Raw genomic sequence first — 23,306 nt, forward strand, 5'->3', positions numbered from 1 at the left:
GATAATTTTAGCCACAACCCTTCGGGACTAGTGTGTTTTTTGTCGCTTCGTCGTTCCCTTGCGAAACAGTGTTTCTCATCATTTAGAATGACTAAATTTCGTATTTCATGCCTAGAATCGTCTAAAAAACACACCTAGTCGCAAACATAGACGAATTGTCCACAGACCCTAACATGATAATTTCACTTTTTAAATATTGCAGATTATTTTGGGATACGGGTATAACGCATATATTTTAATACCAGTTTTTTTCGATAGAGCAATTTAGGATCATTGCGATTTTCTTGATAGTATTTGGGATTGGTCAAAATCACCGCTAAAAAGGCAGCTTGCTCTCGGTTTAAACTTTTTGCACTTTTACCAAAATAATAACGTGAGGCTGCTTCTACTCCATAGATATGATCGCCAAACTCAACAGAATTCATATACACTTCAAGAATACGCTGCTTAGTCCACATACGCTCCATCATGGTCGTTGCAATGGCTTCCTGCCCTTTACGAATCACTGAACGGCGGTTATAGAAAAATAAATTTTTAGCCAGTTGTTGCGAAATGGTTGAACCCCCAGCGACAACTTTGTCTTTCTTTAGATTACGTTGCAAAGCATCTTCGATCCCATCCCAATCGAAACCATGATGATCTAAAAACTTGGCATCTTCAGCCGCAACAATTGCATGCTTAATGTTGTCACTTATCTCATCATAATTGCGCCATTGATGTTCAATCGGTTTAAAATCTGAGAAATATGTCCAGCGCATAAACATTGTGGTTTCTACATCATGGGTACGCCAATACACTAAACTGGAGAAAATCCATAGCTGAATCAAAATCAAAATACTGATTATGATTAACAAAGCACGAACAATAAAAGCTTTCATCTCAGCTGTTTACTCCGAAAATGCTGACATTTCATGTTAAGCTGAATCTATCAATAAAAAGCTAAGAAATAGCATGTCGAATTATCAAGACTCATCCGTATATAACTCAACCAACACGATTGGCAAAATCACCTTATTGTTAATTGCAATCAATGTAGGTTTATTCGCCATCCAAGTTTTGTCAGGCGTTAATATTACTGACCCCACCACATTGGATGCTTTGCGTTGGGGTGCTGATTATGCACCTTTAACCTTTCTAGAGGAACCTTATCGTTTATTCAGCAGTATGTTTTTTCATTTTGGCATTTTGCATCTGTTGATGAATATGTGGGCACTGTATATTTTTGGTGATGTCGCTGAAAAAACCTTTGGGAAATTTTATTTCCTGGAACTGTATTTATTAGCGGGATTGATGGGAAGTCTACTCAGTGGCTACTTGGATATTCGGAATAGTTATGAATTTTTACAGCACTTTGACCAAAAACTGATTCCTCATGTATCCGCTGGAGCATCTGGGGCAGTAATGGGCTTAGGGGGTGCTTTAACCCTACTTTCTTTGTTCCCACCTACTCCAAACCAGAGATTTGTTCTGGATAAAAGATCACTCTTAACGGTGCTTGCAATCAACTTAGCATTCGGCTTCCTTGCTTCTGGAATCAACAATGCTGCGCATATTGGAGGCATGTTAATGGGAGCTGTGATGGCTTTAGCTTGGTATGTCATGCAACGTATGAAAGCACCGATTGCTGTAAATGTGATCATTGTGATTTTAGGCATCGCTGTTACATATGCGACATATCTATATTGCCAACATTTGGTGGGTCCAATTACACCACTTTGGCAAGAAGCAGTTTCACAAATGCGAGCGCAATTTCAATTTTGATCAGCAGTGTATCTGCAAAATTTAAATCATCCCTAAAAATTAAAGTATTTCAGTCGAGTATTTATAGTCAATCTGTTGAAAAATGCATACAGCAAAATATAAGTTTTCTTGATTCATAAAATTACTACTATGGATCATTGTTTGGCGATATAACGCATTCAATGTCACACTTTACATTTAAAGTTGTAATTCAAAGAAGCTCACCAAAAAGTGAGCCTCTTTATTGCCATCACTTCATAATATCCATAAACTGGAATCGTCAGAATAGCGCAATGATTGCTGTTCAATCATCTTGTTTTAATTCAGTTCTCTTAAGCTCTGTAAAGGTGGAATATCTGACAAATAGCTTAAACGGTACCTTCCGATTACTGCACATAAGACCGCCATCAAAATAGGCAGAATAAACCAAATTTCCCAGTGAAATTGTAAAGGCATCTCCATACGATAACTGGCAATTGCGCTAATTACTTCAGCAAAGAAACACGACACAATCCCTGCCAACAATCCAATAAAACCTATTTCCATGCTCATCATGTTTTTTAACTGTCGTTTTGAGCTACCGAATGAACGTAATAGCGCGACTTCTCTTTTGCGCTCATCCATCAACAAATTAATACAAGCAATCAAAACAAGAAAACCCGACAAACTGACCAAGACAGCCAATACTGTAATAATTTTCACCAAGACAGAAACCAGTTGTTTAATTTCATCAAAAATTAAAGATACATCTATAAACACTGTATTTGAGAATTGTTGGATTAAACTGATCATTTTAGCTTTGTCCGCAGGTGACACATAAAAGCTCCCTAAATAGCTTCCCGCATTTTCATCCAATGTCTTAGGCGTAAAAATAAAGAAGAAATTTGGGCTAAAACTTTGCCATTGAACAGTACGTAAATTTACCACCTGAGCTTGTAAGTTTCCTTCTGGCAAACTAAAGGTTAAACGATCCCCTATCTTAATCCCCAACTCTTCAGCCAATTTTGCTTCAACCGAAACTTGTCCAACTTCTGTCAATTTAGACTGACCAGCAACAATGATATTGTCCTGTGGATAATGATCTGCTTGAGTTAAATTTAACTCACGGCGTAATGAATTATTACTTTTTACCAACGAATCAGGAAAAGCCTGACCATTTTTAGCCAGCAAACGCCCTTTAACATTGGGATATAGTGGTGTACTTTCCCAGTGATGTTGCGCCAACTGTTGTTTAAATGCTTCAAGTTCAAATGGAGGTAAACCATAAATAAATTGATTTGGAGTACCTTCAGGCAACTGTTGCTGCCAACGCTCCAATAAATCAGTACGTAATACAGCCAATACCGTAATTAAACTCAAACCTAGTGCCAAAGCTGTGATTTGCAAAGCTGTTTGGGAAGGTGTTCGAATATAAGCAGAGAAACGACTTTTCATCGCTTTCAGCGTCTTTAAGACTGACCAAACCACAACATACAATAACCCCGTGAGGACAATGACTGCACCCATGATCACTGCTGTCAGCGTTAGATTCTCAGTCAATACCAAGCTAAAAATAATCAGACTGATTAAACCTGTCGCCATCATCCATAATATAGAGCCTGCTGATTTTTCCTGCTGGCGAATAACACGTATCGGAGGTGTATTGAGCAATTGCCATAAACTCGGCAGAATAAATCCAATCAGTACAATTGCACTGGTGAAAATAGCGATCGGTAATGGACCTAAAAATATCTGCCATATTGAAAATTGTAATTCTAAGTTTGGAATCATTTGCAACATGAGTTGTAGCAATGAATAACCTAAAACCAGTCCCAACAAACTTCCAATCACGATCGCAATCAAAATCACCACAGTCAATAAACTCAAGTAAGCTTGAAAAATCTGTCGTCTGGTTGCGCCCATGCAACGCATCAAGGCAATATGATCTTGATTCTGTTGCACATAACGTTGGCTGGTTAAAGCAATCGCTAAACCACAGAGTAGAATCGTTAGAATATTTGCCAATTGTAAAAACGTATCAAGATTTTCAATCGGTTTCAGTAAACGTGAGTTTCCCTCATCCGCATTACGTAGTCTTAAGTTGCTCTGGGCATCTAAAGCTTGATCCGCTGTTTGCAAGTCTTGTGGAGATGGTTCAGATGGGGTATGAATGAGTTGCGTTTCAGAAGCTGGCTGCCCTATTTCTGAAGTCGTAGAATTTTTCCGCTGATCCTGTGTAAATTGCTGGGCAAAATTTTCTTTTTCTTGCGCTTTGAATGTTTTAAAGAAGGCTTGATAAGCTTCAATCGACTGTTTTTCACCCGCCATTAACAGCCGATACTCAATGCGACTGCCGATTTGGATTGCCCCAGTTTTTGCAACATCAGCTTGAGCAATAATCACTGTCGGTGAAAATGCAGAAAAACCTAACTCTTGGTTAGAATCATGTTCAATGATGCCCGTAACTTTAAATTGACCATTTGCAATTTGAACTTGATCACCGATATTGAGCTTTAATAATTCTTGGGCTCGTTTACTCAGCCAAATTCCGCCATTTTGTAAGGACTGTTGTGGGCGAATCCTTAACTCACCACGTAAAGGAAATGATGGATCAATGGCTTTGACATTGACCATCACAAATTGATCACGAGTCGACGCCATAGAACTGAACATCGTAACATGAGACTGTTTTAACTTGAGTTGTTCAGCTTTATTCAACCATTGAGGATCAATTAGATTGGTATCACTCAGCACCAAATCAGCAGCTTGCATTTTAGCGGCTTGTAGAGTAACTGCTTGCTTAACCTGATCGTTACTGAACTTTAAAGCCGTGGTCGCACTAATGGCTAAACTCAAAGCAATGATCAGTAAATAAATGCCTGAGCTAGCAAAACTTTGCCGAAATAAAGGTTTAAAAAGATTCAACATTTAAACAACCTCACTTCTCTGTGGGGATCGTAAATGTTCAATCAAATGACCATCTTTTAACTCATAATGACGCTGACATTGCGCTGCCAATTGTGGGTTATGTGTGACTAAAACTAAGGTTGTACCTAATGCTTGATTCAAACTAAATAATAACTGCTCAATCTCATACGCAGTATGCTCATCTAAATTACCTGTTGGTTCATCAGCAAAAATAATCTGTGGATCTGAAATAAGCGCACGTGCGATCGCAACACGTTGTTGCTCCCCACCAGATAATACTTTGGGTGTTTGTTGACTTTGGCGTGCTAAACCGACTTTTTCCAATAAATCGAGTGCTTTTTGCTCTGCGTGTGCATAATTAAAATCAGAATGTAAACGTAAAGGTAACATGACATTTTCTAAAGCCGACAAATGCGGTAACAATTGAAAAGACTGGAAAACAAAACCAATGTACTTAAGTCGTACCAAAGCCCGTTGCTCTTCATTTAAATGATCAATACGCTCACCACATACATTGAGTTGACCTGCACTCGCCTGATCTAAAGTTGCCAGAATACCCAATAAGGTTGACTTACCCGAACCAGAGCGCCCTGTAACTGCAACCTGTTCGCCTGCATAAATGTCGAGATTTAAATTTTCAAAAATTGTAAGCGTTTGATGAGGTAATTCTATCTTTTGTGTAAGTTGCTGTGCAGAAATTATCACTTGTGGCATGATGGGAGAAGTTAAAGCATCCTGAACCTTAGACATTGTAAAGTACCTTAAATATGCAAATCAAAACGTTGTTAAATTTGAAAATAATGAAAAGCGCTTTTCATTGTTTATTTTTTAGCATGATCTGTCTGTTGCCCGTTAGTAGTTTTGCAAAAACGATCATGATTTTAGGTGACAGCTTAAGTGCGGGCTATGGTTTAAACCCACAACAGGGTTGGGTCGCATTACTCCAGCAACGCTTAAATCAGCAATTTCCCAAACAATACCAAGTGGTAAATGCCAGTGTCAGCGGAGAAACCACCAGTGGTGCTTTAGCGCGTTTACCTAAATTATTACAAACTCATAAACCTGATGTGGTTGTGATTGAGTTGGGTGGGAATGATGGTTTACGTGGTCAACCACCACAAATGATTCAAAAAAATCTTGCTCAATTGATTCAACAAAGTCAAAAAAGCCAAGCCAAAGTAGTATTGTTGGGTATGAAGATTCCTCCCAACTACGGCGCAGCATATAGCCAAGCTTTCGAAAAAAATTACCAAACATTAAGCCAACAGTACAAAGTAAAACTGCACCCCTTTTTTATGAATGGCATTGCAGGCAATAAAAACCTCATGCAAAAAGACTTAATCCATCCTAATGCGGTGGCACAAAAAATCTTACTTGATAATGCCTATCCTTTGATTCAAGGCGCACTTTAACACCAAGACATTCCAATTAGGTTTAGGCATGGAAGCCTTTGATATAAGCTGAAGAACCACATCCTTAAAATATTAAAATAACCATAATATTCAATATATTAAATATAACATATGGTCAATTATCACAAATAAAACCTTAATCACTTCTTGCCTTTCAACTAAAATCAGGTATAACAGAATCTATCCTTTCTTTTATATGCGTTTTAAATGATGAGTAATTCTAATAATCTCAATCATCAAATGACTTCATTTAAATTTAGCCCTCAAACTGCACTTTATACACATACCTTTACTTTGATGGCATTTTTGGCAGCTTCAAGCGCACCTACCCCCTTGTATCGTCTCTACCAACAACAGTTTCAGTTTTCACCCGTTTTATTGACCTTAATTTTTGCAACTTATGCCTTTGCTTTACTCGCAACATTATTGGTAATGGGTTCTTTGTCAGATTATATTGGGCGTAAACCAGTTATTTTTACCGCTCTCTTTTTACAGATCATTTCTATGGGGTTCTTTCTGTTTGCCTCAAATATTGAAATGTTATTTATTGCTCGAGCCTTACAAGGAATCGCCACAGCTTTGGCTGCATCAACCTTTGGTGCAGCTTTATTAGATTTAAGTAAAACTCATGGTTCATTAATCAACAGTATTTCTCCTATGTTGGGTATGGCAATCGGCATGCTCATGACCTGTATTGTATTGGCGACATCAACGCATGCACTAACTTTAATTTTTGAAATATTCATTTTTATTTTCTTTTGTACCTTGTGTATTGCATATTTTAGCCCTGAGACTGCTGAAAAACGTTCCGGAGCATTTTCATCACTTAAACCGCGTCTTACTGTTCCACCACAAGCACGTAAAGCACTTTGGATTGTTAGTCCAATCAATATTTCTTTATGGATGGTCAGTGGCTTTTTCTTATCCTTAATGCCTTCCCTATTAGCCCAAGCATTTAAAGTTCAATCAGCATGGCTCAATGGTATGATGTTTATTACTTTGACCATTTCGGGTGCAATCGGAATTTTAGCCCTCCGTAGCGCAAAAACACTTAAAATCTTAACTACTGGTTCGCTAAGTATTCTATTTGGTGCAGCAATAATTCTATCTGGCATTCACTTCTCTCTTACACTCTTACTATTTATTGGTTCGGTTGTCACTGGTGTCGGATTTGGTACAGGATTTATGGGCGCAATCCGTACTGTGATGCCCTTGGCTTTACCTGAACAACGTGCTGGGTTAATGGCAACATTTTATGTTGAAAGTTATTTAGCATTTAGTATACCTGCCATTATTGCGGGATATTTTGTCAGCCATGTCGGTCTTACTTTTACTGCTGATATTTATATTCTCATGATTATTTTATTAGCTTCTTTGGCTCTTATGTTTGCATTTAAACATCGAAAAAATATCATTTAGTTCAGTATTTGATTTATTCAAACAAGCTTTTCGCAAATAAGATTTAGCAATAATTTGATCCTTTAAATGAAACTGTTCATATTACCTGTTACCACTTGGTTTAGTCTTTGCTGTAGTCAAACTACTGACACATCAAAATTATATTTAAATATTAATCAACATCTTACAAACCTTCATTTCCATACATAATCTGGGAATTTTTCTAGAACATATTTACAACTTGATTCTTTCCCGTCTTTATTGACATGTCGATCAAACTCTTTCATACCAGAATTAAGCACTTGTTTACCATATTCTTCACCAAGTTGATCTTTGACACACTGTGCAGAACTAGAAATTAGTTTATTGTTATTTTTACGGTATCCACATTCGATTTGTGCTTTTAATAATATGCCATGCGCATAAACAATCTGCTCACAGTAATTTGGTGCTTTTCCACTTTTCGGCGTTAATGCACTAACTTGTGTTAAACATGAAATTAAGACCAAAAATAATATTTTTTTCATAACAACATCCTTATCAATTTGCTACATCCATTTAAAAATAAAGATCTTATCAAAGAAAAGTTACATTCGGTCATCGCTTCTAATTCCTTCATTTTCTGAATTATTCGCTACTAGAACATCAAACACAAAACCCTTTCATCTAACTTATTATATGTTCATTGCTCTTTACCAAACGCAATTAATATCTCCAAATTCGACAATATTACTTTTAGAACCAACTCATTTGAACTTAACAAATTCGTGATTATTCATGTTAAAAACCCAACAAATTCTTTATTTTTTATGGATGAAATTTACACCTGATTTCCGCATAGCAAGTCAGACAATACAGACTTTAGGTTCTCTGAATAACCACTAATTAGGTATTTCCTCCTAGCTTTTACGATCAATTCCAAATAGTAAAATGCATTGGTTTACCCAATTGATCAACCATTAAAATTACATTGACCATGACTTTTGACACACATTGATTTTTAATTAATATTTCATTTATTGTATTTTTTATTATATCCATCGCTTGGATTCTTTTATTCTGGTCAATCCCAGTCAAATCAAGCTCTCCTGAAAATACTTCTACACCCGTATATTTTACCCATGATGAAACTTTTATCTCAGCAATTTTTGATCTGATATCATCTGCTGATTTTTTAAATACTGACGTTTTTGGCAAAACAGTATAACTAAAAAGAAAATCATGAACTGCCACTTCCTAACCTACAAGAACTATCAAAAACGCGAAAGCATAGCATTTTAAAAAATTTAAAAATGAGCAATTCAATCTCTATAAGTTTGTAAATGACGACAATCATCAGTTTCTGGTGCAAATTAAAAGGCGCATTAAGCGCCTTTTGATTTTACTTAAAATTAAGCAGGAATATCGCGAATTGACGCATTACGAATCGCTTCTTTTAAAGCTTCATAACCGTGAATTGGTGGGAATTGAGGAAACTCACGAATCACATTTTCAGGTGCGTCGAATAAGAAGCCATGATCCGCCTCACCCAACATCGTTGTATCATTATAAGAGTCACCTGCTGCAATCACACGGAAGTTTAAACCATGCAATGCTTTTACAGCTTGACGCTTTTGGTCTGGCTGGCGCAATTTATATGCTGTAATCATGCCATTTTCATCAGTTTCTAATTTATGGCAGAAAATTGTTGGCCAACCTAGTTGCTGCATCAACGGATGTGCAAACTCATAGAATGTGTCTGAAAGAATGATCAATTGGAAGTGTGTACGAATCCATTCAACAAATTCTTTTGCACCCGGAAATGGTCCCATATCTGCGATCACAGCTTGAATATCATTTAAACCTAAACCATGTTGCTTCAAGATGTTTAAACGCTGAGTCATCAACACATCGTAGTCAGGAATATCACGCGTTGTTGCTTCTAATTCTTTGATCCCTGTTTTCTTTGCAAAATTGATCCAGATTTCTGGAACCAATACACCCTCAAGATCAAGACATACGATTTCCATGGGTTCTCCCAATGTCGGTTAAAAATTTTGGGCTTATCATAGCACTAAAGTTTAAAAAAAATGCTGAAAGTTTTTTAAACTCAATTCATTTTGAATAGTCATAGATCATCGTACCAGCACAATTCATCCTTAGTACAACAACTGCATGTAGAGACTCTCTCAGCTTTAACTGTTATTGTTACACTTATAAAAAGGGGAACAAAAGCACCGCATCATTGAGTCATGTAAAAATTAATTTAGGCAAACAACACTATGAAAAAAATAGCACCGTTTCTCTTGAGTAGCATATGTACTTACGTATATGCAAATGATAGTTTTCTGGGCTATACAAATTGTAGTGCTTTAGATCTCAACCATGCTCAAGTCAGTCTCTCATTAAAAGATATTCCAAAGGATTATATATATCGCACACAGCACTACTCCTTTCTCAGTCTACCTATAGTAAAAGGCAATGAAAATTACTGTCTAATTATCAATGATAAAAATCAGGTCATTGTTGACGCTATTCCTAAAATGCTTTCAAACACTTGCGGTGGAATGTGGGATAAGAAAGAAAGCACACCTGTTTGGGTTGATGATATTGCTGGGGGTAGAGGTTTAGTCACATATTTTCATTACAACACCTCAAATACTTTGAAAAATCTCAATAAAAACAACATATCCAATATAGAACAACAAATTACAACACTACAATGCCAACTTTCCTCCTATAACATTGATGATGTGGTTGAACTCAATGATGCTGCTTTCTATTTAAATCAATTGGGTCATCCTAAAGTATCTTTAGAAATTTTGAAAAAAGTTATACAGCTCGACCCAAACCGGACAGTCGCTTATCTAAATTTAGCTGATGTTTATTTGGCTTTAAAAAATCAAAGCCAAGCTCGGTCAAATTATTTGATTTATGTCAATAAAATGAAAAAATCTGGATTATCTGATCAGATTCCTAAAAGAATATTCAAATACTTATAAAATAAGACTGTGAAACAGCTTAACAAGGCACTGATTAATAAAAACCTTGCTGTAGAATGAGATAGCAAATCATTGATCAATGGCAGCATGTGTTGGTGAGAGCATTATGCTGCTTTTATCCATATCCGATTAAGTATCTTTGATACTTTTCCCTTGAGATGAATCCATCGATTAAATCTTTTTTATTCATAAGTATTTTAATTAATCTGCTAAGCACGATATTTCATTTACTTTAAAATATCTGCACATCTCAAAGATAACATTCACACAAAGTTGAATTGCTTTAATTTTTGCTAAAATGCTTAAATTAAAATATCTTTTAAGAATGTTGATGAACAACATAGCTTCAAGCTAACTGCCAGGAGCAGATATGACCGCCATTCCCACCATAGATCTTGTTGATGCGCTAGCAACAGAGTATGCAGACAAATCCCCTTCTGAAATTTTAGAGCTTGCACTTTCTCAAGAGGGTGAAATCGCAATTTCATTTTCTGGCGCAGAAGATGTTGTTCTGATTGATATGGCACATAATTTAGGCAAGCCATTTCGTGTATTTAGTTTAGATACTGGACGCTTGCATCCTGAAACTTATCAGTTTATCGATACTGTGCGTAAGCACTACGGTATTAAAATTGAGATTTGCTTTCCTGAATCAGAAGCTGTTCAGCAATTGGTCAATGAAAAAGGCTTATTCAGTTTTTACCAAGACGATCATAAAGAATGCTGTGGTATCCGAAAAGTACAGCCTTTACGTAAAAAACTGGCAACTTTAGATGGTTGGATTACAGGTCAACGTAAAGATCAAAGCCCAGGAACACGTACAGAGATTCCTGTCATTCAAGCTGATGCAGGTTTTTCAGGTGAAGGAAAACAGCTGATCAAATACAATCCTTTGGCGAACTGGTCCAGTGCAGATGTATGGAACTATATCCGCATGATGGAAATTCCTTATAATCCTTTACATGAAAAAGGTTTTATTTCAATCGGTTGTGAGCCATGTACTCGCCCAGTGCTTCCAAATCAGCATGAACGTGAAGGTCGTTGGTGGTGGGAAGAAGCAACGCATAAAGAATGCGGTTTACATGCGGGTAACTTAAAAAAATAATGGTAAAAAAAAAGTCATTAAATTTAATGACTTTTTGTAAACTTTACATTCATCGAAATGCTTGGATTTTATCCCTGAAAAAGTTTTATACTATTTACTCGGTTCTATAATTCTAACAATCTAACACTCATAAATGAGTTGTTGTAGAAATTGCAGTGAGGCAATCCAAGACCATGCGCCCATTACACCCCATTGATTTCATTTTTTTAAATTTAGAAAAAAGACAACAACCGATGCATGTTGGTGGATTGTTCTTATTCCAAATACCTGAACATGCACCATCGACGTTTATACAAGATCTTGTCGCTGATATTCGCAATTCAAAGTCTATTCCGGTTCCACCATTTAACAATCGTCTCAATGGCTTATTTTGGGACGAAGATGAAGAATTTGATATCGACCACCATTTCCGTCATATCGCCTTACCTCATCCCGGGCGTATCCGTGAATTATTGGTTTATATTTCACAAGAACATAGCGCACTGATTGATCGTGCAAAACCGCTTTGGACCTGTCATATCATTGAAGGGATCGAAGGCAATCGTTTTGCCATGTACTTTAAGATCCACCATGCAATGATTGACGGTGTAGCAGGTATGCGTCTTTTAGAAAAGTCTTTCTCTAAAGATGAGCATTCCAAAACCATTGTTCCCCCTTGGTGTGTTGAAGGCAAACGTGCCAAACGTCTTAAAGAAACCAAACTTGGACGAGTCAAAAAAGTTTTTGCCGCGTTAAAGGGGCAAGTCGAAGCAGCACCAAAAGTAACTCAGGAATTATTTCAAACAGTCTTTAAAGAAATGGGGAAAAATCCTGATTATGTTTCAAGCTTTCAAGCCCCGAGCAGTTTATTTAATCAACGAGTAAGCTCTTCGCGTCGTTTTGCAGCCCAATCTTTTGAACTAGATCGTTTTAGAAATATTTCCAAAGCACTGGGTGTAACCATCAATGATGTCGTACTCGCAGTTTGCTCTGGCGCAATCCGTGATTATTTAATTACTCAAGACGCACTTCCTAAGAAACCGCTCATTGCGATGGTGCCTGCTTCTCTTCGTGATGATGATTCAGATATGAGTAATCGTATCACCATGATTTTAGCGAATTTAGGCACGCATAAAGAAGATCCATTAGAACGTTTAGACATCATTCGACGTAGTGTGCAAAATGCAAAGAATCGCTTTAAACGTATGAGTTCAGACCAAATTCTGAACTATAGTGCTTTTGTTTTTGGTGCTGCGGGAATCAACATTGCATCAGGGCTTATGCCTAAGCGTCAGGCGTTTAATGTGATTATTTCTAACGTACCCGGTCCAAGAGAACCACTATATTGGAATGGTGCTAAACTGGATGCCCTCTACCCAGCATCAATTGTGCTAGATGGTCAGGCATTAAATATTACTATGACCAGTTATCTAGATAAGTTGGAAGTGGGTTTAACTGGCTGCCGTAAATCTTTACCGAAGTTGCAAAACCTACTGACACATTTAGAGAATGAGATTCAAAAATTTGAACAACTGATTACACAGAAAAATGTCACGCAAAAAACTACTGAAAAGGCAGTTGAAAAAACCGAAGATACTCAAGTCTATGCACAAGATCTGATTGTTGAGTCCAACACAGTAGAAAAGCCTGCTTAGGCTTTTCTACTCAATCTTCTATTTAGATTTATTTTTGTTCTTAGATTCAATTCACGAAAATTTAATGCTAAAAAAATTAAGGGGCTTATTAATGCCCCTTAATCTTTTACGTTACGACACTTATTGAGTAATTGGTGACAGACATTTACAACCATGTCTTTGGTAATTTTCACTTCTTGACCATTGTCATCCAACATTACACATGTATTCTTTGGTTGGTTTTCTAATACATGTTTGATACCGCGACTTATTAATTGTTCACTTACGCTCATTTTATGACCTCACTTGCTAAGACTGGTAGGGAGAGAGTCTTTGGCTACCTTTGTAATCTAGTATTGTGAAATCAGCTCAAAAAGTAAAATTTCAGATGTAACAACTGTTTAACGACATCCTGTTACAATTTCAACTTAAAATGATATCGTATTGCTCTTGCGTGTATAAATTTTCAACTTGGAATTTAATCACACGATTAATAAAATGCTCCAAATCCGCGACAGCTGGGGCTTCTGCAGTTAACAGCCGATCAATCACAGATGGATGACCGATAACAGTAAAGCCACTCTGAGATTCATAAGCTCGTGTATATCTAAGGATTTCTCGAAAAATTTCGTAACACACTGTCTCTGCTGTTTTCACAAATCCACGCCCCTGACAGGTTGGACATGATTCACATAACAAATGTTCCAGTGATTCACGTGTACGTTTACGTGTCATTTCCACCAAACCAAGTTCAGACACTTGGGTAATTTTTGTCTTGGCATGATCACGCTCAAGCATCTTCTCAAACTGGTTCATGACTTCTTCACGATGTACAGCTTCCTGCATATCGATGAAATCAATAATGATAATGCCGCCTAAATTGCGTAAACGTAACTGTCGAGCGATGACTTGGGTGGCTTCCATATTGGTTTTGAAGACTGTATCTTCAAGCGTACGACCACCCACATAAGAACCTGTGTTGACATCAATCGTGGTCATTGCCTCCGTCTGGTCAATCATCAAATAACCACCAGACTTTAATGCAACCCGAGTTTGTAATGCTTTTTGAATGTCTTCTTCAACATTGTACAAATCAAAAAGTGGGCGCTCTCCTGGATAATGTTGTAAACGACTACCCATACTCGGAACAAACTCAGCGACAAACTCTTGTAACTTGGCATGTATTTCACGAGAGTCAACATAGATCGTGGCAGTATCTTCATTTGCCAAATCACGAATCACACGTTGAGGTAATGGAAGTTCTTCAAAAATCAGTGAGGGAACCGCAATAATTTTTTGCTTTTTCTGAATAAATTCCCAAAGCTTCGCTAAATAAGCCATATCCTGCGCGATAGATGCTTCATCAATTCCATCAGCTGCAGTACGGACAATGACTGAACCAGGAAGCTTATGCTCTTCTTGAATCCTTTCAATCATTGAACGCAAACGGTCACGTTCTTCTTCAGATTCAATCCGTTGTGATACACCAATATGACTACCATAAGGCATCAAAACCAGATAACGTGAAGGAATAGAAAGATCCGTACTCAGTCGTGCACCTTTAGTGCCTAACATATCTTTCATCACTTGTACTGTTAGAATCTGACCGGGTTGTAAGAGTTCAAAAACATTCGGCGTGGGCTGATGACGTGGCCAAATCATATCATTGATATGTAAAAATGCAGTACGAGACAAGCCAATATCCACAAAAGCAGCTTGCATCCCAGGTAGGACACGCACGACCTTTCCTTTGTAAATATTACCGACCAACCCTCTTTTAACAGTACGCTCAACAAACAGTTCATTGACCGTACCATTTTGAATTAACGCCACACGACACTCCATAGGTGTGACGTTAATCAGTAACTCGTCAGACATAACTCAACTCAAAACATTATAAAAATTCTTTTTTGCAGTTAATTTCGTGCCTCAACTGCATTGATCTAGACGATCAAGTAATTGTATCGTTTCATGTAATGGTAGCCCAACCACATTGCTATAACTACCATTTATCCGTGTCACATATTTCGCAGCAATGCCTTGAATTGCATATCCACCCGCTTTGCCTAGAGGTTCACCTGTTGCCCAATAGTCTTCCATATCTTTGAGACTTAACGCTTGAAACTCAACTTCTGTGCGAACCACGGTACTCAATAATTGATTGGCATTTGCAACACAAACTCCTGTCAGCACCTCATGTTTCCGCCCTGACAATACTCCCCAAATTTCGAAAGCATGCTGTTTGGATGCTGGCTTACCTATAATTTGATCAGCAACAACCAAACTGGTATCCGCAGCAACGATGGTCGCCTCAGGATACAAGCTTAGAACGGCTTGCGCTTTACTTTTTGCCAAACGCGACACATAGTGATCAATCTGCTCATGTTCATTTACAGATTCATCAACATCCGGGCTATGCACGTCAAACGCCAAGCCCAGTTGTGACAACAGTTCTTGACGCCTTGGCGAGCTTGAAGCAAGAATTAAATGCGCCATCTTTTTAATAAATAATAAAGAATTGGCCAGCAAAAAATACTGGAAATCAAAGTTTGCCAATGACGTGTTATCGAAAAATGCGTTCCTGCCATCACTTGCGCCATAAAGGTAAAGGTTAAATGTGCAAGAATCGCCAACATAGTGATCACCCAAAGGTTACTAAATGTCAGCACGCGTCTCTCTCGAATAAAATAACGTGTTAAAAAAGCAATCAGCACATAACTTAATGCATTCATGCCCAAAGGTGCATCTAGCAAAAGATCAGTAAACAGACCCAGCGTAAATGCAAACCAGATACCACACCAAGTTGGCTGACACAGCACCCAAAATAGCATGATTAAAAACATATAAAGTGGACGCCATCCTGCTATTGCATAGGACATCGGATAGACCACCAAAATCGAAGCAATTACGATTGAAACAATGATGATCCATAGCGGATCTTTACGTTGTTTTTCTGATGGTAACTTTTTAGCGATCAACATTTGGCTGCTCCATCGCTAATGAATCCGAGAAAAGTACTACAACGTGATGCCCACCGGCTAACTGTGCAGCTGGAACAACATCAATTTGTGCAAACTCTCCAGTATTATGTCGCATCACTTTAGACACAGCACCGACCAAATAGCCCGCTGGAAAATGCTGACCTAAACCAGAACTATAAACCTTATCACCCACTTTGATGTTGGCACTCGTTGGAACATATTCCATTTTCAAATGCCCTAAATCACCTGTACCTGTCACAATGGCTCGCATACCTGAGCTTTCAAGTCGTACAGATAAAGAATGTTCTTTATCAGAAAGCAGCATTACACGACTACTATGAGGATAAACGTTGATGATCTGCCCCATGATCCCTTTATCATCTAAAACAGTTTGACCGACTTTAAGATGATTGGCTGAACCACGGTTGATGATAATGATATGACGTAATGGATCAGCATCTGTTCCAATCACTTCCGCAATCTCCATACGTCCATCAATAATTAACGGTGTATCGAGTAATCCTCGTAAACGGGTATTTTCAGCAGAAAGTTCTGAGAGTTTTTGCAGACGAACCTGAGCCTGAAGCAATTCAGCTTGCATCGCAGTGTTTTCGCGACGCAACTGAGCTTCAGATTTTGTTTGTTGATTCAGCCATTCTTTCGACAATACAGGATAACTTGCTAAGGCATAAATTGGATTATATGCCGCATACAAGACCTCTCTTGCAGGTTGAATCACTTGAGGCATGCGCCAGTTAAAGAACAACACTACCAAGCAAGTGATGACCGCAATGATAAAAGAGCGAAAAGATGGCGGTTGTCTTGAAAAGAGATTCGGTTGCACCGCCTCATCCTTAAACTTAATCGAGTATAGTTTAGCCTACAAAAAGCATATCATGGTTTGGATTGTCAAAGAATTCTAAGACTTTTCCACCGCCACGAGTCACACAAGTTAAAGGATCTTCAGCAACAACAACAGGTAAACCTGTCTCTTGGGCAAGTAATTTATCCAGATTACGCAATAATGCTCCACCACCTGTTAAAACTATTCCACGTTCAGCAATATCTGAAGATAATTCTGGTGGAGTTTGTTCAAGTGCAGATTTCACAGCAGATACAATACTTTGTAATGGATCAGCAATCGCTTGCGTGATTTCATCGGAAGTCACTGTAATTGCGCGTGGAACACCTTCAGCAAGGTTACGACCACGAACTTCAATTTCTAAAGTCTTGCCGTCTGCTACTGCCATTCCAACTTCTTTTTTGATGGTCTCAGCAGTCGTTTCACCAATTACACAACCATGTGCTTTACGTACATAATTAATAATTTGTTCATCAAACACATCACCGCCGATACGTAAAGAATCTGCGTATACACACCCTTGTAGGGAAATGATGGCAATTTCAGTTGTACCGCCACCAACATCAACGACCATAGAACCGCATGCTTGCTCTACAGGCATACCCGCACCGATCGCAGCAGCCATAGGCTCTTCAATCAAACGTACATCACGGGCACCAGCATTGAATACAGCTTCACGAATCGCACGGCGCTCTACCAAAGTTGATTTACACGGTACACAAACCACAACACGAGGCGCAGGTGGGAATAGGCGTTTTTCATGCACTTTACCAATAAATTGATTTAACATGGTTTCAGTGACTTCGAAATCAGCAATAACACCATCCTTCATCGGACGGATTGCAGAAATATTGGCTGGGGTACGACCAAGCATTTGCTTAGCATCTAAACCCACAGCTGCAACAATTTTCTGCGAACCACTGTGACGAATCGCCACAACTGTCGGTTCGTTTAATATAATGCCCCTTCCTGGTGCATAAATAAGTGTATTTGCAGTACCTAAATCAATGGCTAGATCTGGCGAAAACAAGCCAATTAGTCGTTTTAGAATCACGGGTCGTTCTCAGTTTAAACTTTATATGGACGCAAGATGGCAACTTTAACTAAATGTGATGATTTGAACAAGTCAATCGCTTATTATAACGCACGATATTTTGAATTTTTTTAAAACTGATTAGGTGAGACATCATGTCAAGTTCAGATGTTCAGCATTCTGCAGAATTAAATGCACAAACTGTATCACAAATCGCCAATCTTGCTCGATTGTCGCTGAATGATACGCAATCTGCTGAATATGCTCAAAGTTTAAATAAAATCTTAGGGATGATGGAGACCTTAAAAGCGATCAATACCGATGGTGTTGAGCCACTTAAGAGCCCATTCGATCATCCACAACCACTTCGTCCAGATGTTGTATCGGAAAGCAACCATCGTGAAGAATATCAAGCCATTGCTCCAGCAGTTCAGGATGGTTTGTACCTTGTTCCGAGAGTGATTGAATAATATTTGATCAGTTAAACTTATTTTTAAAAATTAATCGTAAAGAATTGTACTCATGACTGATTTACACCGTTTATCGATTCGTGAAATGGCAGAAGGTTTAAAATCTGCACAATTTTCATCTCGCGAGTTGACTCAACATTATTTAGACCGTATTGCGAAACTTGATGATCGTGTTAATTCGTATGTAACGGTTACTCCCGAATATGCTTTGGCTCAAGCTGATGCTGCTGACAATTTATTAAAAAATGGCACGGCGGGTACTTTGGCTGGCGTTCCGCTGGCACATAAAGATATTTTCTGTACTCAAGGAATTAAAACTTCTGCGGGTTCAAAAATGTTGGATAATTTTATTTCACCTTATGATGCGACTGTTGTAGCCAAAGCAAAAGCCGCTGGTTTAGTGACGTTGGGTAAAGTGAACATGGACGAGTTTGCTATGGGCTCTACCTCTGAAAGTTCATTTTATGGTGCGACGAAAAACCCATGGAATTTAGAACATGTTCCGGGTGGTTCTTCTGGTGGTTCTGCTGCAGTTGTTGCCGCTGATCTTGCACCTTTTGCAACGGGCACAGATACAGGGGGATCTATTCGTCAACCTGCATCATTCTGTGGTTTGACAGGTCTAAAACCAACTTATGGTCGTGTCTCTCGTTTCGGGATGATTGCTTTCGCATCATCATTAGATCAAGGTGGACCTATGGCACGTTCTGCTGAAGACTGTGCCTTTCTCATGAACACCATCGCAGGTCATGATACAAAAGATTCAACATCAATCAACAAAGAAGTAGATAACTATGTTGCAAACTTAAATGCAACAGCAGTGAAAGGCTTACGTATCGGTATTCCAAAACAATACTTCAATGTTCAAGGTTTAGATGCTGAGGTCAAAGCACGTGTTGAAGAGTCGTTAAAAACATTGGAAAACATGGGTGCCATTTTGGTTGAGATTGATCTCAACATGACTGAAGCTTATGTACCGACCTATTATCTGATTGCGCCTGCTGAAGCATCTTCAAACTTGTCACGTTATGATGGTGTTCGTTATGGCTATCGTTGTGAAAATCCAAAAGATATTTTAGATTTACATAAACGCTCTCGCTCTGAGGCATTTGGTGCTGAAGTGCAACGTCGTATTTTGATTGGGACTTATGCCCTTTCAGCGGGTTATTACGATGCTTATTATGTAAAAGCACAAAAAGTACGTCGTCTCATTCAACAAGACTTCTTAACTGCATTTGAAAATGTTGATGTAATTGCTGCACCTTCTGCACCAACCACAGCTTACAAAATTGGCGCAAACCTCAGTCCAACAGAAATGTATTTAGGCGATATTTATACGCTTGCTGTAAACTTGGCAGGTTTACCAGCCATCAATGCACCTGTTGGTTTTGACAAAGACAGCTTACCTGTAGGCTTACAGCTCATTGGTAACTACTGGTCAGAATCACAACTGTTGTCGATTGTTCATCAATATCAACAAAACACGGACTGGCATACCAAACGTGCGGCAATTGCTGAGGAGAATGCATAATGACTGAAGCTCAAAAATTAGCACCTTCAAAGTTGATTGACGGATGGGAAGTTGTTATCGGGATTGAGATTCACACTCAGCTTGCAACTCAGTCTAAAATTTTCTCAGGTTCTTCGACTGAATTTGGTCAAGATCCAAATACCCAAGCCAGCCTTGTTGATTTGGCGATGCCGGGTGTATTGCCAGTACTCAACCAAGCAGTGGTTGATCTTGCGATTCGTTTTGGTTTGGGTATTGATGCCTATATCGATCAAGCATCGGTATTTGCACGTAAGAACTACTTTTACCCAGACTCTCCAAAAGGCTACCAAATCAGCCAGATGGACAATCCTATCGTTGGGCTAGGTCATATCGACATTCAGCTTGAAGATGGCACAGTCAAGCGTATAGGCGTAACTCGTGCACATTTGGAAGAGGATGCAGGTAAATCAATCCATGATCAATTCGAAGGCATGTCTGGTATCGACTTAAACCGTGCTGGTACACCTTTACTTGAAATTGTCTCTGAACCTGATATGCGCTCTGTGGAAGAAGCTGTTGCCTACATCAAATCTATTCACACTTTGGTGCGTTGGTTAGGAATTTCTGACGGTAACATGGCTGAAGGTTCATTCCGTGCTGACTGTAACGTGTCATTACGTCGTCCGGGACAACCATTTGGTACACGTTGTGAGTTAAAAAACCTCAACTCATTCCGTTTTATCGAACAAGCCATCAATGTTGAAATCCAACGTCAAATGGACATCTTGGAAGAAGGTGGTTCAATTGATCAGGAAACGCGTTTGTTCGATCCAAATAAAATGGAAACACGTTCAATGCGTTCTAAGGAAGAAGCCAACGACTATCGTTACTTCCCTGACCCTGATTTATTGCCTGTGATCATTGCGGATGAACAGATCGAAGCGGCACGTGCGGCTCTTCCTGAGTTACCGAAAGCACGTCGTGCACGTTTTATCGCAGATTTCGCTGTGACTGAATATGATGCACATGTATTAACACTTTCTCGTGAATTAGCAGACTTCTATGAAGCGGTTGTTGCAGCTTCTGGTGGCGCAGCTCAAGGTAAAGTTGCTGCAAACTGGGTGATGGGTGAGTTCTCAGGTGCTTTAAATAAAGCTGGCTTAGAGTTGGCTGACTCTCCTGTTTCTGCTGAACAGTTAGGCGGTATGATCGCGCGTATTGTCGACAACACGATTAGCGGTAAGATTGCCAAGCAAGTCTTTGGCTTTATGTGGGAAGAAGGCAAAACTGCCGATGACATTATTGCTGAAAAAGGCTTGAAACAGGAAACTGATACAGGCGCAATTGAAGCTATTATCAAAGAAGTACTTGCTGCCAATGAAAAAATGGTTGAAGAGTATAAATCTGGTAAAGAGAAAGCATTTAACGGTCTAGTCGGTCAAGTAATGAAAGCTTCTCGTGGTAAAGCCAACCCTGCTCAAGTTAATGAATTGATGAAGAAATTGATTGGTTAAGCTGATTTAATTTAAAAAGAAAACCCGCTTTAGAGCGGGTTTTCTTTGTTTAAAGGCTTGGTATATTGAGCTTTTAAAAAATTGGCATATATTCAAATCTATTGTTTTCTCAATTTTTCCTGTAGCAAAGTACCATCACTCCACAAAAAAACTCGGTGAAACAACACTTATTTCAGCAAATTTATAATCTTTAATATTTCTCGTCACGATTTTGTGGCAACCAAAACTCAACGCAGAAAAATATTGAATTGCATCTTCAAAATCAGAAAACTTAGACACCAGCGCTTGAGAAATCCCAACATGATCAACAGGGATGATCACCAAAAATTTTAAAAGTTGTTGAATAAAAAGACGAGCTTTTTCATCCCCCCCCAACTTACGCAAAATATAGTAGATATTGGCACTACTGTTCGAAGAAACGCACCCTGTAAATTACCCTTTCTCACACAGCGTTAAAACAATTTGACTTGCCTGAACAAAAGGCTGACGCGCTAAAGCCACATCCAAAATCACATCAGAATCAATAAATATCCGCTCGCTCATTTATGTTTTTCCATACAAACTTCAGAAAGCAGTGTCTTATCATCCTGCCCTTGGTCTTGATCGGCAAACATACCGATTAAGCTTCCAGTAATAGGTGCTTGAATATTACTGGAAGTTTCTGTGTGTGCTGAAATACGATCTAAATAAGCTTCAACCAAACTCGAAACACTCTGCTCATATTCCTTAGCATAAAGTTTCGCCCGTTCAATCACTTTTTTATTTATAGATAAGGTCAATTTCGCTTGCATAAGATTTTACCTCATGCGTATCATTTAATTAATCATACGTATTGGTTGAATTTTGACAATTAAATCTTAACCAATCTATAAAACAATTGATACGATCATAGGACTTATTTTTTATTTCAGAAAGCAAAAATCTCTTATAGTCAATGCGTTAAAAAGCTCATTCATTAAATGTAATTTCTAGATCAATAAAATCAATGCAGTAAATCTATTGTTTAATCTTATAAAGCTTTCAATGCCATGCCTTACATCTAATGCTGATTATTTACTCTTAAACCAATAATCCCATTTCTCTTGATCAACGCCAAACTTTCCTTGCCACCATCGTGTAGGGTAATTCACATCATCATTTCTAATAGGGCGATGTACCCTTTCAGGATAAGTCACATATTGGTCTACATAGCCAAAATGTTCATCATCATGCAAAATTCCAATCACACCAAAAATTTCTAAAAGCCCCAAACGCTCTTCATCATTTGATTTAACAGCTTGAGCAATACTCTTCTTCAATTGCGCTATTCTGTCATTGGGTTGTGCATGCTCAATAATTGATTTGAGTTGGTTGAGAATACTGAAATCTATCTCACTTGGTTTAACAACAGGAAGTCTAGGAAACTGCTCTAAATCGAATAGAACTGAAATCAAATTCACTGTACAGCTTCCATGTTTGTATTTGAAATAATTCATCGTATTAAATTCAATCGGATCTTCAAATTCAAATCGATGTAGACCACATACAGCACAGATTGTTGAATTCGGCTCTGGGCTCGCTACAAAATCATGTTCGATCAAACTTTTGCCAATACAATAACTTGATAAAAAGGAACGATATTCTAATTGTCTAGTACTGAGGCTATAGATAAATGCATTTACAACATCGTGCTTTTCAATATGATCAACTGCATTTTTGATTCTTGTGCAAATCTCGTTGTGGCTTATTGTCTCTGGTTCAAACATGACTGAATGACTTTTTGCGTATTCAAATTCATCATCCATAATAAATTTCATAT

At 38.3% G+C, this 23,306-nt stretch carries 23 protein-coding genes and 1 pseudogene; 9 read left to right on the plus strand and 15 right to left on the minus strand.

The genetic code is table 11. From position 1 onward, the window contains the following. Positions 1 to 203 precede the first annotated feature (203 nt). Positions 204 to 878: a monofunctional biosynthetic peptidoglycan transglycosylase gene (gene mtgA / locus AAV97_RS02545; RefSeq protein WP_046759719.1), complete on the minus strand. Its 675-nt coding sequence runs from the start codon at positions 876 to 878 to the stop codon at positions 204 to 206. Positions 879 to 951: 73 nt separating this feature from the next. Here mtgA and AAV97_RS02550 point away from each other — a divergent pair, with 73 nt between their 5' ends. Further along, a complete protein-coding gene (locus AAV97_RS02550) occupies positions 952 to 1,761 on the plus strand; it encodes a rhomboid family intramembrane serine protease (RefSeq protein ID WP_046759720.1) in 810 nt (269 codons plus the stop codon). Between the two features lie 297 nt (positions 1,762 to 2,058). Here AAV97_RS02550 and AAV97_RS02555 read toward each other — a convergent pair whose 3' ends face one another. Together AAV97_RS02555 and AAV97_RS02560 are read right to left on the minus strand one after the other, a co-directional pair. Further along, the gene (locus AAV97_RS02555; RefSeq protein ID WP_046759721.1) at positions 2,059 to 4,647 is read right to left on the minus strand and encodes an ABC transporter permease; all 2,589 of its coding nucleotides are present in this window, start codon (positions 4,645 to 4,647) and stop codon (positions 2,059 to 2,061) included. Then, a complete protein-coding gene (locus AAV97_RS02560; RefSeq protein ID WP_042090029.1) occupies positions 4,648 to 5,397 on the minus strand; it encodes an ABC transporter ATP-binding protein in 750 nt (249 codons plus the stop codon). A gap of 50 nt (positions 5,398 to 5,447) precedes the next feature. Here AAV97_RS02560 and AAV97_RS02565 point away from each other — a divergent pair, with 50 nt between their 5' ends. Together AAV97_RS02565 and AAV97_RS02570 are read left to right on the plus strand one after the other, a co-directional pair. Then, the gene (locus AAV97_RS02565; protein WP_046759722.1) at positions 5,448 to 6,059 is read left to right on the plus strand and encodes an arylesterase; all 612 of its coding nucleotides are present in this window, start codon (positions 5,448 to 5,450) and stop codon (positions 6,057 to 6,059) included. Between the two features lie 207 nt (positions 6,060 to 6,266). Beyond that, positions 6,267 to 7,478: an MFS transporter gene (locus tag AAV97_RS02570; RefSeq protein WP_081409715.1), complete on the plus strand. Its 1,212-nt coding sequence runs from the start codon at positions 6,267 to 6,269 to the stop codon at positions 7,476 to 7,478. A 173-nt stretch (positions 7,479 to 7,651) separates the two neighbouring features. On the opposite strand, the gene AAV97_RS02575 is transcribed toward AAV97_RS02570, so the two are convergent. The 3 genes from AAV97_RS02575 to thrH all read right to left on the minus strand — a co-directional run bounded on the left by AAV97_RS02575 (position 7,652) and on the right by thrH (position 9,466). Then, a complete protein-coding gene (locus AAV97_RS02575) occupies positions 7,652 to 7,984 on the minus strand; it encodes a hypothetical protein (protein ID WP_005033044.1) in 333 nt (110 codons plus the stop codon). A gap of 385 nt (positions 7,985 to 8,369) precedes the next feature. After that, a complete protein-coding gene (locus tag AAV97_RS02580; protein WP_005033046.1) occupies positions 8,370 to 8,690 on the minus strand; it encodes a hypothetical protein in 321 nt (106 codons plus the stop codon). 158 nt (positions 8,691 to 8,848) lie between these two features. Further along, complete coding sequence (thrH, locus tag AAV97_RS02585) at positions 8,849 to 9,466, minus strand: bifunctional phosphoserine phosphatase/homoserine phosphotransferase ThrH (protein ID WP_004829504.1); 618 nt, start codon at positions 9,464 to 9,466, stop codon at positions 8,849 to 8,851. Between the two features lie 252 nt (positions 9,467 to 9,718). On the opposite strand from thrH, the gene AAV97_RS02590 reads away from it, so the two are divergent. From AAV97_RS02590 to AAV97_RS02600, 3 genes are all read left to right on the plus strand, one after another. Beyond that, the gene (locus AAV97_RS02590; protein WP_046759723.1) at positions 9,719 to 10,438 is read left to right on the plus strand and encodes a tetratricopeptide repeat protein; all 720 of its coding nucleotides are present in this window, start codon (positions 9,719 to 9,721) and stop codon (positions 10,436 to 10,438) included. A gap of 370 nt (positions 10,439 to 10,808) precedes the next feature. Next, positions 10,809 to 11,543, plus strand: coding sequence for a phosphoadenylyl-sulfate reductase (locus AAV97_RS02595; RefSeq protein WP_042090022.1), 735 nt, complete (start codon positions 10,809 to 10,811; stop codon positions 11,541 to 11,543). A gap of 173 nt (positions 11,544 to 11,716) precedes the next feature. After that, a complete protein-coding gene (locus AAV97_RS02600; protein WP_046759724.1) occupies positions 11,717 to 13,177 on the plus strand; it encodes a WS/DGAT/MGAT family O-acyltransferase in 1,461 nt (486 codons plus the stop codon). A 98-nt stretch (positions 13,178 to 13,275) separates the two neighbouring features. Here the strand turns inward: AAV97_RS02600 and AAV97_RS21170 are convergent, their stop codons facing one another. The 6 genes from AAV97_RS21170 to AAV97_RS02625 form a co-directional block, all read right to left on the minus strand. After that, positions 13,276 to 13,449, minus strand: coding sequence for a PA1571 family protein (locus AAV97_RS21170; RefSeq protein WP_004829508.1), 174 nt, complete (start codon positions 13,447 to 13,449; stop codon positions 13,276 to 13,278). A gap of 130 nt (positions 13,450 to 13,579) precedes the next feature. Next, positions 13,580 to 15,034, minus strand: a complete 1,455-nt coding sequence (gene rng / locus AAV97_RS02605; RefSeq protein ID WP_004829509.1) for a ribonuclease G — start codon at positions 15,032 to 15,034, stop codon at positions 13,580 to 13,582. A 51-nt stretch (positions 15,035 to 15,085) separates the two neighbouring features. Further along, positions 15,086 to 15,652, minus strand: a complete 567-nt coding sequence (locus AAV97_RS02610; RefSeq protein WP_046759725.1) for a Maf family nucleotide pyrophosphatase — start codon at positions 15,650 to 15,652, stop codon at positions 15,086 to 15,088. Beyond that, positions 15,640 to 16,137, minus strand: coding sequence for a rod shape-determining protein MreD (gene mreD, locus AAV97_RS02615; protein WP_004829511.1), 498 nt, complete (start codon positions 16,135 to 16,137; stop codon positions 15,640 to 15,642). The genes AAV97_RS02610 and mreD overlap by 13 nt, the downstream gene beginning before the upstream one ends. Continuing rightward, entirely contained in the window at positions 16,124 to 16,981 is an 858-nt protein-coding gene (gene mreC, locus AAV97_RS02620; protein ID WP_004829512.1) for a rod shape-determining protein MreC, read from the minus strand. The genes mreD and mreC overlap by 14 nt, the downstream gene beginning before the upstream one ends. 31 nt (positions 16,982 to 17,012) lie before the next feature. Next, positions 17,013 to 18,053 (minus strand): rod shape-determining protein, encoded by a 1,041-nt coding sequence (locus AAV97_RS02625; RefSeq protein ID WP_005033052.1) that lies wholly within the window; start codon positions 18,051 to 18,053, stop codon positions 17,013 to 17,015. A 134-nt stretch (positions 18,054 to 18,187) separates the two neighbouring features. On the opposite strand from AAV97_RS02625, the gene gatC reads away from it, so the two are divergent. Genes gatC through gatB form a run of 3 tightly spaced genes read left to right on the plus strand, consistent with a single transcriptional unit; the run spans position 18,188 to position 21,508 of the window. Further along, a complete protein-coding gene (gatC, locus tag AAV97_RS02630; protein ID WP_004829513.1) occupies positions 18,188 to 18,502 on the plus strand; it encodes an Asp-tRNA(Asn)/Glu-tRNA(Gln) amidotransferase subunit GatC in 315 nt (104 codons plus the stop codon). 52 nt (positions 18,503 to 18,554) lie between these two features. Beyond that, positions 18,555 to 20,033, plus strand: coding sequence for an Asp-tRNA(Asn)/Glu-tRNA(Gln) amidotransferase subunit GatA (gene gatA, locus AAV97_RS02635; protein ID WP_046759726.1), 1,479 nt, complete (start codon positions 18,555 to 18,557; stop codon positions 20,031 to 20,033). Next, positions 20,033 to 21,508, plus strand: a complete 1,476-nt coding sequence (gatB, locus tag AAV97_RS02640; protein WP_046759727.1) for an Asp-tRNA(Asn)/Glu-tRNA(Gln) amidotransferase subunit GatB — start codon at positions 20,033 to 20,035, stop codon at positions 21,506 to 21,508. Before gatA ends, gatB begins: the two co-directional genes overlap by 1 nt. A 135-nt stretch (positions 21,509 to 21,643) precedes the next feature. Here gatB and AAV97_RS20795 read toward each other — a convergent pair. The 3 genes and pseudogenes from AAV97_RS20795 to AAV97_RS02655 all read right to left on the minus strand — a co-directional run. Further along, positions 21,644 to 21,928: pseudogene (locus tag AAV97_RS20795) on the minus strand (type II toxin-antitoxin system VapC family toxin); the annotation flags it as partial. Positions 21,929 to 22,047: 119 nt separating this feature from the next. After that, positions 22,048 to 22,299 carry a DUF6364 family protein gene (locus AAV97_RS02650; RefSeq protein WP_046759728.1) on the minus strand — a complete coding sequence of 84 codons (252 nt, stop codon included), beginning with the start codon at positions 22,297 to 22,299 and terminating at the stop codon, positions 22,048 to 22,050. 258 nt (positions 22,300 to 22,557) lie between these two features. Next, entirely contained in the window at positions 22,558 to 23,304 is a 747-nt protein-coding gene (locus AAV97_RS02655; protein ID WP_227560765.1) for a hypothetical protein, read from the minus strand. Positions 23,305 to 23,306 lie beyond the last annotated feature (2 nt).

It is taken from the genome of Acinetobacter sp. Ag2, from assembly GCF_001005515.1.
Classification (GTDB): domain Bacteria; phylum Pseudomonadota; class Gammaproteobacteria; order Pseudomonadales; family Moraxellaceae; genus Acinetobacter; species Acinetobacter bereziniae.

Bases quoted from the DNA above. Each gene is read 5' to 3' on its own strand.
- AAV97_RS02555 (WP_046759721.1), bottom strand. From the start codon at position 4,647: ATGTTGAATCTTTTTAAACCTTTATTTCGGCAAAGTTTTGCTAGCTCA.
- thrH (WP_004829504.1), bottom strand. From the start codon at position 9,466: ATGGAAATCGTATGTCTTGATCTTGAGGGTGTATTGGTTCCAGAAATC.
- mtgA (WP_046759719.1), bottom strand. From the start codon at position 878: ATGAAAGCTTTTATTGTTCGTGCTTTGTTAATCATAATCAGTATTTTG.
- gatB (WP_046759727.1), top strand. From the start codon at position 20,033: ATGACTGAAGCTCAAAAATTAGCACCTTCAAAGTTGATTGACGGATGG.
- AAV97_RS02575 (WP_005033044.1), bottom strand. From the start codon at position 7,984: ATGAAAAAAATATTATTTTTGGTCTTAATTTCATGTTTAACACAAGTT.
- AAV97_RS02565 (WP_046759722.1), top strand. From the start codon at position 5,448: ATGAAAAGCGCTTTTCATTGTTTATTTTTTAGCATGATCTGTCTGTTG.
- AAV97_RS02600 (WP_046759724.1), top strand. From the start codon at position 11,717: ATGCGCCCATTACACCCCATTGATTTCATTTTTTTAAATTTAGAAAAA.
- AAV97_RS02655 (WP_227560765.1), bottom strand. From the start codon at position 23,304: ATGAAATTTATTATGGATGATGAATTTGAATACGCAAAAAGTCATTCA.
- AAV97_RS02650 (WP_046759728.1), bottom strand. From the start codon at position 22,299: ATGCAAGCGAAATTGACCTTATCTATAAATAAAAAAGTGATTGAACGG.
- AAV97_RS02610 (WP_046759725.1), bottom strand. From the start codon at position 15,652: ATGGCGCATTTAATTCTTGCTTCAAGCTCGCCAAGGCGTCAAGAACTG.
- AAV97_RS21170 (WP_004829508.1), bottom strand. From the start codon at position 13,449: ATGAGCGTAAGTGAACAATTAATAAGTCGCGGTATCAAACATGTATTA.
- AAV97_RS02590 (WP_046759723.1), top strand. From the start codon at position 9,719: ATGAAAAAAATAGCACCGTTTCTCTTGAGTAGCATATGTACTTACGTA.
- gatA (WP_046759726.1), top strand. From the start codon at position 18,555: ATGACTGATTTACACCGTTTATCGATTCGTGAAATGGCAGAAGGTTTA.
- AAV97_RS02595 (WP_042090022.1), top strand. From the start codon at position 10,809: ATGACCGCCATTCCCACCATAGATCTTGTTGATGCGCTAGCAACAGAG.
- AAV97_RS02550 (WP_046759720.1), top strand. From the start codon at position 952: ATGTCGAATTATCAAGACTCATCCGTATATAACTCAACCAACACGATT.
- AAV97_RS02570 (WP_081409715.1), top strand. From the start codon at position 6,267: ATGATGAGTAATTCTAATAATCTCAATCATCAAATGACTTCATTTAAA.
- mreD (WP_004829511.1), bottom strand. From the start codon at position 16,137: ATGTTGATCGCTAAAAAGTTACCATCAGAAAAACAACGTAAAGATCCG.
- rng (WP_004829509.1), bottom strand. From the start codon at position 15,034: ATGTCTGACGAGTTACTGATTAACGTCACACCTATGGAGTGTCGTGTG.
- AAV97_RS02560 (WP_042090029.1), bottom strand. From the start codon at position 5,397: ATGTCTAAGGTTCAGGATGCTTTAACTTCTCCCATCATGCCACAAGTG.
- gatC (WP_004829513.1), top strand. From the start codon at position 18,188: ATGTCAAGTTCAGATGTTCAGCATTCTGCAGAATTAAATGCACAAACT.